The organism is Pseudomonas viridiflava (genome assembly GCF_001642795.1).
In the GTDB taxonomy this organism is placed as follows: Bacteria; Pseudomonadota; Gammaproteobacteria; order Pseudomonadales; family Pseudomonadaceae; genus Aquipseudomonas; species Aquipseudomonas viridiflava.
In genome coordinates, this window is the sequence record NZ_LKEH01000044.1 from 1 (window position 1) to 12,291 (window position 12,291).

Annotated in this window: 9 protein-coding genes; 4 read left to right on the forward strand and 5 right to left on the reverse strand. The window is 60.7% G+C overall.

Annotated elements, in window-relative coordinates; translation table 11 throughout:
• Window positions 1-222: 222 nt before the first annotated feature.
• The 5 genes from prpF to AO065_RS21900 all read right to left on the reverse strand — a co-directional run bounded on the left by prpF (window position 223) and on the right by AO065_RS21900 (window position 7,296).
• The gene (gene prpF / locus AO065_RS21880; RefSeq protein WP_004888347.1) at window positions 223-1,407 is read right to left on the reverse strand and encodes a 2-methylaconitate cis-trans isomerase PrpF; all 1,185 of its coding nucleotides are present in this window, start codon (window positions 1,405-1,407) and stop codon (window positions 223-225) included.
• A 351-nt stretch (window positions 1,408-1,758) separates the two neighbouring features.
• Window positions 1,759-4,347 (reverse strand): Fe/S-dependent 2-methylisocitrate dehydratase AcnD, encoded by a 2,589-nt coding sequence (gene acnD, locus AO065_RS21885; RefSeq protein WP_004888350.1) that lies wholly within the window; start codon window positions 4,345-4,347, stop codon window positions 1,759-1,761.
• 82 nt (window positions 4,348-4,429) lie between these two features.
• Entirely contained in the window at window positions 4,430-5,557 is a 1,128-nt protein-coding gene (prpC, locus tag AO065_RS21890) for a bifunctional 2-methylcitrate synthase/citrate synthase (RefSeq protein ID WP_004888352.1), read from the reverse strand.
• A gap of 141 nt (window positions 5,558-5,698) precedes the next feature.
• Window positions 5,699-6,592, reverse strand: a complete 894-nt coding sequence (prpB, locus tag AO065_RS21895) for a methylisocitrate lyase (protein ID WP_004888355.1) — start codon at window positions 6,590-6,592, stop codon at window positions 5,699-5,701.
• A complete protein-coding gene (locus AO065_RS21900) occupies window positions 6,589-7,296 on the reverse strand; it encodes a GntR family transcriptional regulator (RefSeq protein ID WP_004888357.1) in 708 nt (235 codons plus the stop codon). The genes prpB and AO065_RS21900 overlap by 4 nt, the downstream gene beginning before the upstream one ends.
• A gap of 296 nt (window positions 7,297-7,592) precedes the next feature.
• Here AO065_RS21900 and rloA point away from each other — a divergent pair, with 296 nt between their 5' ends.
• The 4 genes from rloA to pabB all read left to right on the forward strand — a co-directional run bounded on the left by rloA (window position 7,593) and on the right by pabB (window position 12,092).
• Entirely contained in the window at window positions 7,593-8,129 is a 537-nt protein-coding gene (gene rloA, locus AO065_RS21905; protein WP_004888359.1) for a retropepsin-like aspartic peptidase RloA, read from the forward strand.
• Between the two features lie 4 nt (window positions 8,130-8,133).
• A complete protein-coding gene (gene rloB / locus AO065_RS21910; protein ID WP_004888361.1) occupies window positions 8,134-9,672 on the forward strand; it encodes an osmotic stress tolerance membrane protein RloB in 1,539 nt (512 codons plus the stop codon).
• Window positions 9,672-10,649, forward strand: a complete 978-nt coding sequence (locus AO065_RS21915; protein WP_161627595.1) for an alpha-L-glutamate ligase-like protein — start codon at window positions 9,672-9,674, stop codon at window positions 10,647-10,649. The genes rloB and AO065_RS21915 overlap by 1 nt, the downstream gene beginning before the upstream one ends.
• A 96-nt stretch (window positions 10,650-10,745) precedes the next feature.
• A complete protein-coding gene (gene pabB / locus AO065_RS21920; RefSeq protein WP_004888365.1) occupies window positions 10,746-12,092 on the forward strand; it encodes an aminodeoxychorismate synthase component I in 1,347 nt (448 codons plus the stop codon).
• Window positions 12,093-12,291 lie beyond the last annotated feature (199 nt).

Consider the following 12,291-nt stretch of genomic DNA (forward strand, 5'->3'; position numbering starts at 1 on the left):
CGATTGCCCCCCGAATCAGCGCCAGGACTCAGCCTTCACCCACGTCGCGATCTGCGGTGTTCATGACATCGCGGTAAAAAAGCGCATCAGTGCCGCTGTATCTCTGAATAGCCAGATGACTTGTGTATAACGACGAGCGCTCCGCATGGGCGCGCTTTTTTCGTGGGACGCGGAGCGTCCCGGGCTGGGTGCCAACGCGGCGCATTGGCACGACCGAGCGCACTAGGCCTGCGGCACACGCACCCAGCCTTCCATCAACACTCTGGCGCTGCGGCTCATGATGGCCTTGGTGACTTTCCATTCGCCCTCTTGCTGATGCGCCTCGGCGCCCACCCGTAAAGTGCCAGAGGGATGGCCGAACCGCACCGCGCTGCGGGTTTCGCCGCCCGCCGCCAGATTCACCAGTGTGCCCGGAATGGCAGCCGCCGTGCCAATCGCCACAGCGGCAGTGCCCATCATCGCGTGGTGCAGCTTGCCCATGGACACGGCACGCACCAGTAGATCGATATCCTGCGTCGCGACCGGCTTGCCGCTGGACGACACGTAGCCGGACGGTGGCGCGACGAAAGCGACCTTCGGCGTGTGCTGCCGACGGGCTGCTTCATCGACATGCCCGATCAGTCCCATGCGCACAGCGCCGTATGCCCGAATGGTTTCCAGCTTCGCCAGTGCTTCAGGGCTGCCATTGATGTCGCCCTGCAGCTCGGTGCCGGTGTAACCGATATCGGCGGCGTTGATGAAAATGGTCGGAATGCCCGCGTTGATCAGGGTTGCCTTCAACGTGCCGACACCCGGCACTTCCAGATCGTCTATCAGTTTGCCGGTGGGAAACATCGAACCTCCGGCACCCTCTTCGTCCGCTGCCGGGTCGAGAAACTCCAGTTGCACCTCGGCTGCGGGGAAGGTGACGCCGTCCAGCTCGAAGTCGCCGGTTTCCTGCACCTCGCCTTTACTGACCGGCACGTGGGCGATGATGGTCTTGCCAATGTTGGCCTGCCAGATGCGCACCGTGGCAATGCCGTCCTGCGGAATGCGACTGGCATCCACCAGACCGCTGAGAATCGCGAACGAACCGACCGCTGCCGAGAGATTGCCGCAGTTGCCGCTCCAATCCACGAACGGTTTGTCGATGGACACCTGACCGAACAGATAATCGACATCGTGATCGGCCTTGTCGGAGCGCGACAGGATCACGGTCTTGCTGGTGCTGGACGTCGCCCCGCCCATGCCATCGATCTGTTTCTCATACGGATCGGGACTGCCGATCACGCGCAGCAGCAGTGCGTCTCTTGCCGGACCTGGAACCTGCGCAGCTTCGGGCAGGTCAAGCAGGTTGAAGAACACACCCTTGCTGGTACCGCCACGCATATAGGTGGCGGGGATTCGGATTTGCGGTAAATGAGTCATGTCTGTTCCTGTCCTGGTCATCGATCGCTCCCATGTTCTGCGCTGATCGTTATACACACGTCTGCCTCAACACTGATCGTGCCCATCACTCCGCGTGGGCATGCCTCCCGTGACGCTCCGCGTCACACATGGCACAGATTGCGGACTCAGTGAGCCGAGCGCTTGGCTCAGGTCACCTTTGCGCCCTTACGGCGCGCTACTTTGAGGGACCAAAGTAGCCAAAGTCCTTTGCTCCGGTTCCGGCCCCGGCTTCGCCGGGGTTCCTTCGTCCTGACACTGATTCGGGGGTGTTCATGCCATCGCGCTAACGACGAGCGTAGAGCGATGGGCACGATCAGCGCTGCTCTGATTTCAAGACACAGTCGCTTCGAGGAAGTCCTGGGCAAAGCGTTGCAGCACGCCGCCCGCCTCATAAATGGAAAGTTCTTCGCCGGTGTCCAGACGACAGGTCACCGGCACTTCCAGGCGCTCGCCGTTCTTGCGAGTGATCACCAGCGTCAGGGTAGCTCGCGGCGTACGCTGGCCAATGACGTCGTAGGTTTCGCTGCCGTCGATGCCTAGCGTCAGTCGGTTGGTGCCCGGTTTGAACTCCAGCGGCAACACGCCCATACCGACCAGATTGGTGCGATGGATACGTTCGAAACCTTCGGCCGCAATCGCCTCAACGCCTGCCAGCCGCACGCCTTTGGCCGCCCAGTCACGGGACGAGCCCTGACCGTAGTCGGCACCGGCAATGATGATCAGCGGCTGTTTGCGCGCCATGTAGGTTTCGATGGCCTCCCACATGCGCGTGACCTGGCCTTCCGGCTCGATCCGGGTCAGCGAGCCCTTCTTGACCTTGCCCTCGACGACTGCCATCTCGTTGACCAGTTGCGGATTGGCGAACGTGGCGCGCTGGGCGGTCAGGTGATCGCCGCGGTGGGTGGCATAAGAGTTGAAATCTTCTTCCGGCACGCCCATTTTCGCCAGGTATTCACCGGCGGCACTGTTGAGCATGATCGCGTTGGACGGCGACAGGTGATCGGTGGTGATGTTGTCCGGCAGCACCGCCAGCGGGCGCATGCCCTTGAGCGTGCGCTCTCCGGCCAGCGCGCCTTCCCAGTAAGGCGGACGGCGGATGTAAGTACTCATCGGGCGCCAGTCGTACAGCGGCTCGACCTTGGGACCGGTATGTTCTTCGATGGCGAACATCGGGATGTAGACCTGGCGGAACTGCTCCGGCTTGACCGAAGCCTGCACCACGGCGTCGATTTCTTCGTCGCCCGGCCAGAGGTCCATCAGGCGGATCTCTTTACCCTCGACAACGCCCAGCACATCCTTCTCGATATCGAACCGGATCGTACCTGCAATCGCGTAGGCCACAACCAGCGGCGGCGAGGCGAGAAATGCCTGTTTGGCGTAAGGATGGATACGTCCGTCGAAGTTGCGGTTACCGGACAGTACAGCAGTCGCGTACAGATCGCGGTCGATGATTTCCTGCTGGATGGCCGGATCCAGCGCGCCGGACATGCCGTTGCAGGTGGTGCAGGCAAACGCCACCACGCCGAAACCCAGTTGCTCAAGCTCCGTGGTCAGCCCGGCAGCGTCCAGATACAACGCCACGGTTTTCGAACCGGGCGCCAGCGAAGACTTCACCCAGGGCTTGCGAGTCAGCCCCAGCCGGTTGGCGTTACGTGCCAGCAGACCTGCGGCGATCACGTTGCGCGGGTTGCTGGTGTTGGTGCAACTGGTGATCGCGGCGATGATCACCGCGCCATCGGGCATCTGCCCCGGCACTTCATCCCATTGTCCTGCGATACCTCTGGCAGCCAGATCCGACGTGGCCACACGCGCATGCGGATTCGACGGCCCGGCCATGTTGCGCACCACGCTGGACAGATCGAAGCTCAGCACGCGCTCGTATTCCACCTGTTCAAGGCTGTCGGACCACAATCCGGTGTGCCTGGCGTACAGCTCCACCAGCTTGACCTGCTCATCCTCGCGGCCGGTCAGACGCAGGTAATCGATGGTCTGCGCGTCAATGGAGAACATCGCGGCCGTGGCACCGTACTCAGGCGCCATGTTGGAAATCGTCGCCCGGTCGCCCAGGGTCAGGCTGGCCGCGCCTTCGCCGTAGAACTCCAGGTACGCGCCCACCACTTTCTGCTGGCGCAGGTATTCGGTCAGGGCCAATACCACGTCGGTAGCGGTAATGCCGGGCTGACGGCGACCGGTCAGTTCGACGCCGATGATGTCCGGCAGGCGCATCCAGGACGCGCGACCCAGCATCACGTTTTCCGCTTCAAGGCCGCCCACGCCGATAGCAATCACGCCGAGCGCATCGACGTGCGGCGTGTGGCTGTCGGTGCCGACCAGCGTGTCGGGAAACGCCACACCATCGAGTACCTGAACCACCGGCGACATTTTTTCGAGATTGATCTGGTGCATGATGCCGTTGCCGGGCGGGATCACTTCGACGTTCTTGAACGCCTGCTTGGTCCAGTCGATGAAGTGGAAACGGTCTTCGTTGCGGCGATCCTCGATGGCGCGGTTCTTCTCGAATGCCTGCGGATCATTGCCGCCGCACTCAACGGCCAGCGAGTGATCGACGATCAGTTGCACCGGCACCACCGGATTGACCAGCGCAGGGTCGCCGCCCTGGGACGCGATGGCGTCGCGCAGGCCTGCGAGGTCGACCAGCGCGGTCTGACCCAGGATGTCGTGGCACACCACACGCGCCGGAAACCATGGAAAATCCAGGTCGCGGCGGCGCTCGATCAACTGAGTCAGCGACGCATTCAGGGTCGCCGGATCACAGCGACGTACCAGATTCTCGGCCAGCACGCGTGAGGTGTAAGGCAAGGTGGCGTATGCACCGGGCTTGAGGGCTTCGATGGCTGCATGTGCATCAAAGTAGTCCAGCCGGGTGCCGGGAAGCGGTTTGCGAAATTCACTGTTCATTGCTGGGCTCGGTTCATAGCGGCTAAATCAGGTTTCGAAAAGCAGGCGGGAAGCTCATGGACGGCTCCCCTGCCCACCTGGCTCAGCGTTGCTCGATGGGCACGAAGCTGCGCTGCTCGACGCCGGTGTACTCGGCGCTCGGACGAATGATGCGGTTGTTGCTGCGCTGTTCGAAGACATGCGCCGCCCAGCCCGTCAGGCGCGAGCAGACGAAGATCGGCGTGAACAGCTTGGTCGGAATGCCCATGAAGTGGTACGCCGACGCGTGGTAGAAGTCCGCGTTGGGAAACAGCTTCTTCTGTTCCCACATGACCTTGTCGATGGCCTCGGACACAGGGAATAACACAGTGTCACCCACCTCATCGGCGAGCTTTTTCGACCAGCCCTTGATCACCTCGTTGCGCGGGTCGGATTCCTTGTAGATCGCATGGCCGAAGCCCATGATCTTCTCCTTGCGCTCCAGCATGCCCAGCGTGCCCTGGGTCGCCTCTTCGGCCGAGCCGAAACGCTGGATCATCTCCATGGCCGCCTCGTTGGCACCGCCATGCAACGGACCGCGCAGCGTGCCGATCGCCGCCGTGATGCAGGAATACAGGTCGGACAGGGTCGATGCGCAGACACGCGCGGTAAACGTCGAAGCGTTGAATTCGTGCTCGGCGTACAGGATCAGTGACACGTCCATGACCTTGCGGTGCAGTTCGCTGGGCATCTTGTCCAGCAGCAGGTGCAGGAAATGCCCGCCGATGGAGTCTTCGTTCGTGATGCAGTCGATGCGCTTGCCTTCATGGCTGAAGCGGTACCAGTAGCACATGATCGCCGGAAAGGCTGCCAGCAGACGGTCGGTGGAATCACGCTGCTGCTCGAAGCTGCGCTCCGGCTCCAGGGTGCCGAGCATCGAGGCCCCGGTGCGCATCACGTCCATCGGGTGGGTGTCGGCGGGTATGCGCTCAAGTACTTCTTTCAGGGCCTGGGGCAGTTCGCGCATTTCCTTGAAGCGTTGCATGTAGGCAGTCAGTTGCATCCGGGTCGGCAGCTCGCCGTAGAGCAGCAGATAGGCGACTTCTTCGAAGCGCGCTTCGGCGGCCAGCTCGCGAACGTCATAGCCACGATAGGTCAGGCCAGCGCCTGCCATGCCGACGGTGGACAGGGCAGTCTGTCCGGCGACCTGGCCCCGCAGACCTGCGCCGCTCAATACTTTTGCTTCAGCCATTGCATTCTCCAGTTCTTGAAATTGTCGGGAATGATCATGTGAATATCCCGCTCGTGCGCCACGACACACTCGAGAGCGGACGCTGAGCGTCCTGGGCGGCGTTACCACGCAAGAGCGTGGGAACGATCAGCGGGCTTTTTTTCAGCCTTTCTTCTGCGCAAACAGCGCGTCGAGCTTGCGCTCGAAGGTGTGGTAATCGATGGCGTCGTACAGCTCCATTCGGGTCTGCATGGTGTCGATCACATTCTGTTGCGTGCCGTCGCGGCGGATCGCGCCGTAGACATTTTCCGCCGCCTTGTTCATGGCGCGGAATGCCGAAAGAGGATAGAGCACCAGCGATACATCAGCGTCGCGCAGCTCGTCCACGGTAAACAACGGCGTGGCACCGAACTCGGTGATGTTGGCCAGGATCGGCACACCGGCGCGGTTGGCGAACTGCTTGTACATGGCAAGCTCGGTGATCGCTTCCGGGAAGATCATGTCCGCACCGGCTTCGATGCAGGCAGCAGCGCGCTCCAAGGCCGACTCAAGACCTTCGACCGCCAGCGCATCGGTGCGCGCCATAATCACAAAACTGTCGTCGGTGCGGGTATCGACGGCGGCCTTGATGCGGTCGACCATCTCCTGCTGCGACACGATTTCCTTGTTCGGACGATGCCCGCAACGCTTGGCGCCGACCTGATCTTCGATGTGAATGGCGGCCGCACCGGCCTTGATCATCGAACGCACGGTACGCGCCACGTTGAATGCCGACGAACCAAAACCGGTGTCGACATCGACCAGCAGCGGCAGGTCACAGACATCGGTGATGCGTCGCACATCGATCAGCACATCTTCAAGCCCGGTAATGCCCAGGTCCGGAATACCCAGCGAGCCTGCAGCCACTCCGCCACCGGACAGATAAATCGCCTTGAACCCGGCACGTTTGGCCAGCAGCGCATGATTGGCATTGATTGCGCCAACCACCTGCAACGGCTGTTCGCTGATAACCGCGTCACGAAAACGCTGCCCGGGAGTTGTGGTGTCGCGACTCATGATTCACCTCGGTCGGTAGCCGCCTGATAATGGCGCTCGATGTTGCGTCTGGACGCACCGATATGGCGGCGCATCAATAATTCAGCCAGCTCGCCATCGCGTTCGGCAATCGCGTCGAGAATGCGGTGATGCTCGGCAAAGGCCTGGCGGGGTCGGTTCGGCGTGGTCGAAAACTGGATGCGGTACATGCGGACAAGCTGATACAGCTCGCCACAGAGCATCTGGCTGAGGGTGCGGTTGCCGCTGCCCTGAATGATCCGGTAGTGAAAGTCGAAATCGCCTTCCTGCTGGTAATAGCCGACACCGGCCTGAAACGCAGCGTCGCGCTCGTGGGTATCCAGTACCCGACGCAACTCGTCGATCTCCTCGCTCGTCATGCGTTCGGCCGCCAGCCGACAGGCCATGCCTTCAAGGGATTCGCGGATTTCGTACAGCTCGATCATTTCGGCGTGGCTCAGGGAGACCACGCGGGCGCCGACATGCGGCACGCGGACCACCAGACGCTGGCCTTCGAGACGATGAATCGCTTCGCGCAGCGGGCCACGGCTGATGCCATAGGTACGGGCCAGTTCCGGCTCGGAAATCTTGCTGCCGGGCGCGATCTCGCCTTTGACGATGGCCGCCTGAATACGCCGAAAGACGTGCTCGGAAAGGGTTTCCGAATCGTCTGCCAACACTGTAACTTCTTCAAGCGCACCTAACATTGTCGACACCTTGAATTTCAATAGCGCTAAATCTAGCCATACGCATGCAATCCGTCAAAGAAAAACGAGCGATTGTCGACAATCGTCTAATAAACGGAAGTTTTTCACAGACTAGCGAAGGTTGCCGGACGCTGTCACAAAACTGGCAGCAGCAAGGCTTCATGCTAGACTGCGCGCCACATTTATTCAGCGCTGCCCGGCCCCGGATTCCAGCCTGCAACCCTGTTTTTTTCGTCATCAGGCCCATCCCGTTTGAGCCCTGACCCTGAAGTTTTGCGCTCATTGCGCCAGGATTTATGAGACTTGATTCCCTCACCACTCTGTTTTGCCTTTTGCTTCTGCCTGCCTTCAGCGTTGCAGCCAACAAGACTGTCTACGGCCTGAACGAGTACGCGCGACTCGCTGATATTGACCTTGAGGTCGCCGCAAAGCTGGATACTGGTGCCAAGACGGCTTCATTGAGCGCGCGCGACATCAAGCACTTCAAACGCAATGGCGAAAGCTGGGTACGTTTCTATCTGGCCATCGACGACAGCCATGCGCACCCTATAGAACGACCGCTGGCGCGGGTCAGCAAGATCAAGCGCCGCGCCGATGACCGTGACCCGGATGACGAAAAAAAGTACACCGCTCGCCCAGTCATCAGCCTGTCGGTCTGCATGGGTGAAGTTTTACGCACCATAGAAGTGAACTTGACCGACCGAAGTGCTTTCCAATACCCGCTTTTGATCGGCTCCGAAGCCTTGAAACACTTCGATGCGCTGGTCGATCCAAGTCTTAAATATGCGGCAGGGAAGCCTGGCTGCGCTTCCGTCGCTCAAAACGCAGAGTAAATACATGCGCTCTCTTACGCTCCATCTGAAAATCCTGATCACGGTGCTCGTCACGCTTGGCATCGCAATCACGGCCTATCAGATACTGGCGCTCGGCATTCCGGTGACCGAAGACGAAACCGACGACCTGTGGAACATCGATGCCAAGGTCGAATTTGTTGCCAACCCCAAGGACTCGGTCAAGATCCAGATGTTCGTGCCGCCTCTGGCGCACGACTACATCAGCCTCAATGAAAGCTTCATCTCCAACAACTACGGCGTCAGTGTCAACCGTGGCGACGGCAATCGCCGGGTCACCTGGTCGACCCGTCGTGCCACCGGCAATCAGACCCTGTATTACCGACTGGTGCTGACCAAGCGCTACAGCGGCGAGAAACCCAAGGTCAAAGGCCCGATCTTCCGCGACAGCCTGCCTGTGGAAGGCCCTGAGAAAATCGCGGCCGAGGCCCTGCTCGCCCCGATTCGCCAGCACTCGGCCGATGTCGAGACCTTCATCACCGAGGCCATCAAGCGCGTCAACAACCTGAACGACGACAACGTCAAGCTTCTGCTGGCGGGCGATACGTCTGCCGGCAAGAAAGCCCAGGTCACTGAATTGCTGCTGTCCATCGCCCACGTGCCGATGGAAAAGGCTCACACCATTCGCCTGGACGCCGGTCAGCCGCAAACGCCTGAACTGTGGCTGCGCAGTTTCAATGGCAAGGAATGGCTGTATTTCAACCCGGACACCGGTGAAGCCGGTTTGCCGGACGATCGCCTGCTGTGGTGGACCGGTGACGAGAATCTGGTCACGGTCGAAGGTGGCAAGAAGGTGCAGGTTACCTTCAGCCTGAACAACAGCGAAATGAATGCCATGCGTCTGGCCAAACTGACCGACGCCAGCACTGATTCCGACTTCCTTGCCTATTCGTTGTACGGCCTGCCACTGCAGACCCAGCAGACGTTCATGATCATGGTCATGATCCCGATTGGCGTGCTGGTTATCCTGATTCTGCGCAACCTGATCGGCTTGCAGACGCTGGGTACGTTTACGCCGGTACTGATTGCCCTGGCCTTCCGCGAAACCCAGTTGGGCTTCGGTATTGCGCTGTTTACGGTGATCACCGCGCTCGGTCTGTCGCTGCGCTCCTACCTTGAGCACTTGAAGCTGCAGATGCTACCGCGCCTGTCGGTGGTACTGACCTTCGTGGTGGTACTGATCGCCGCCATCAGCCTGTTCAGCCATAAATTGGGGCTGGAACGCGGCCTGTCGGTGGCGCTGTTCCCGATGGTGATCCTGACCATGACTATTGAACGCCTGTCGATCACCTGGGAAGAACGCGGCGCCAGCCACGCCATGAAAGTGGCCATCGGTACGCTGTTCGCGGCGTCCCTGGCGCACCTGATCATGAGCGTGCCGGAGCTGACCTATTTTGTGTTCACCTTCCCCGCGGTGTTGCTGGTGCTGGTCGGTTTCATGCTGGCGATGGGCAGATACCGTGGCTACCGCCTGACAGAACTGATGCGCTTCAAGGCCTTCCTGAAAGAGGAACAGGCCAAGTGATCGGCTGGTGGAAAACCTGGAAGGCGCTGGAAGCGCGCGGGATCATGGGCATCAATCGGCGAAACGCCGATTACGTGCTCAAGTACAACAAGCGCAGCCTGTACCCGATTGTCGATGACAAGATCATCACCAAGGAACGCGCCATCGCGGCCGGCATTCATGTGCCGGAAATGTATGGCGTGATTTCGACCGAAAAGGAAATCGACCAGCTCGACGAGATCATCGGCGGACGCAGCGATTTCGTGATCAAACCGGCACAGGGCGCAGGCGGCGACGGCATCCTGGTGATCGCCGACCGTTTCGAAGACCGTTATCGCACAGTGTCCGGGCGCATCATCAGCAAGTCGGAAATCGAGCATCAGGTGTCCAGTATCCTGACCGGCCTGTATTCGCTGGGTGGACACCGCGACCGCGCATTGATCGAATACCGCGTCACGCCGGACCCGATCTTCAAGAGCATCAGCTACGAAGGCGTGCCGGACATACGCATCATCGTGCTGATGGGATACCCGGTCATGGCCATGTTGCGCCTGCCTACCCGTCAGTCGGGCGGCAAGGCCAACCTGCACCAGGGCGCCATCGGCGTGGGTGTTGACCTGGCAACGGGCATCACCCTGCAAGGCACCTGGCTGAACAGCATCATCAGTAAACACCCAGACACCACCAACTCGGTGGACGGCGTGCAGTTGCCCAACTGGGACGGCTTCATGAAACTCTCGGCCGAATGCTATGAGCTGTGCGGGCTGGGCTACATCGGCGTTGACATGGTGCTCGATCAGGACAAGGGACCACTGATCCTTGAGCTTAATGCCCGCCCCGGTCTGAACATTCAGATCGCCAATGACAGCGGCCTGACACACCGCACTCAGGCGGTCGAGGCGCGCATCGAGCAGTTGGCGCTGGAAGGCCGGCAGGAAACGCCTCAGGAACGGGTCGAGTTCGTACAGGCGCTGTTCGGCCATGTACCCGGCGCCTGAGAACGATCAGTCTCTGCCCAATCCCGACATACCCCTAGGAGGCGACAGTCCACAGGACTACAATCCCCGGCCGCGCCTCACTACTGACGTTTAGATATGCCCACCTGCCTGATTCATCCCCTGCCCTACAGCGCCGACCCGGCCGAGTATTTCTCACGCATTCGCCAGGCACCGGGCGCGATCCTGCTCGACAGCGGAAGACCCGTAGCCGATCGGGGTCGCTTTGACCTGCTTAGCGCCTGGCCCTTGCAGGAGCTGACAGTCGGGACGCAGGAAACCGGCAGCGCCTACATCGAACGACTGCGCGCGAGCCTCGCGGCACTGGGCAGTGCCAGCCTGCCGGAAGGCTGCGCGCTGCCCTTCGCAGGCGGGCTTATCGGCTACCTGAGCTATGATTTCGGGCGGCGACTTGAACCTCTGCCAGGTCAGGCCATCGACGACCTGCAACTGCCCGATGCACGCTTGGGACTCTATGGCTGGGCCTTGATCAGTGATCATCAGGCGCAGACCAGTCAACTGATCTTTCATCCGGTCATGGCCGAGGCCGAGCGCGCGCGTCTGATCGAACGCTTCGAAGGCAAGTCGGTGCCCGCCGTGACAACGTTCTCGCTGCAACGGCCTTTTGCCGCCAGCATCAGCGCCAGCGATTACCAGCAAGCGTTTGAGCGGATTCAGGACTATATCCAGGCAGGCGACTGCTATCAGGTCAACCTCACCCAGCGATTTCAGGCACCTTGCTCGGGCGATCCGTGGCAAGCCTACCGGGCTCTACGTTCGGCTTGCCCGACGCCGTTCGCAGGCTTCATGGCCTTGCCGGATAACGACGCGATCCTGAGCCTGTCACCCGAGCGTTTCGTGAAGGTCAGCGACCGGCAGGTCGAAACCCGGCCGATCAAAGGCACCCGGCCGCGTGGCAAAGACCCGGCACAGGACGCCGAACTCGCCGGGCAACTGCTGCACAGCGAAAAGGATCAAGCCGAGAACCTGATGATCGTCGACCTGCTGCGCAATGACCTGGGACGCAGTTGCCGAATCGGCTCAGTGAAAGTCCCGCAACTGTTCAGCCTTGAAAGCTACCCCAACGTGCATCATCTGGTGAGCAGCGTGACCGGCGAACTGGCGGCAGACCATGATTCGCTGGACCTGATCGCAGGCAGCTTCCCCGGCGGCTCGATCACCGGCGCGCCGAAGATCCGGGCCATGCAGATCATCGACGAACTGGAGCCCACGCGGCGAAGCATCTATTGCGGTTCACTGATGTACATGGACGTGCGCGGGCAGATGGACAGCTCAATCGCCATTCGCAGCCTGCTGGTCAAGGACGGACAGGTGTCCTGCTGGGGCGGCGGCGGCATCGTCGCAGACTCCGAATGCGAAGCGGAATATCAGGAGACCTTCACCAAGGTGCGCGTACTGCTTGAGACGCTGAATGCGCTGGCCTGATCCGGACAGTGATGATCGCTCCCACGCTCCAGCGTTAATCGATATACACAAGTCATCTGGCTATCCAGTGAGACAGCGGCACTGCTGTGCTTTTTTTACGCGATAGTGCGGACACCGCCGATTGCGACTGGGTGAAGGCTGAGTTCTGGCGCTGATTCGGGGGGCAATCGGCATGGATGCCGATTGAGCTGCACTGGGC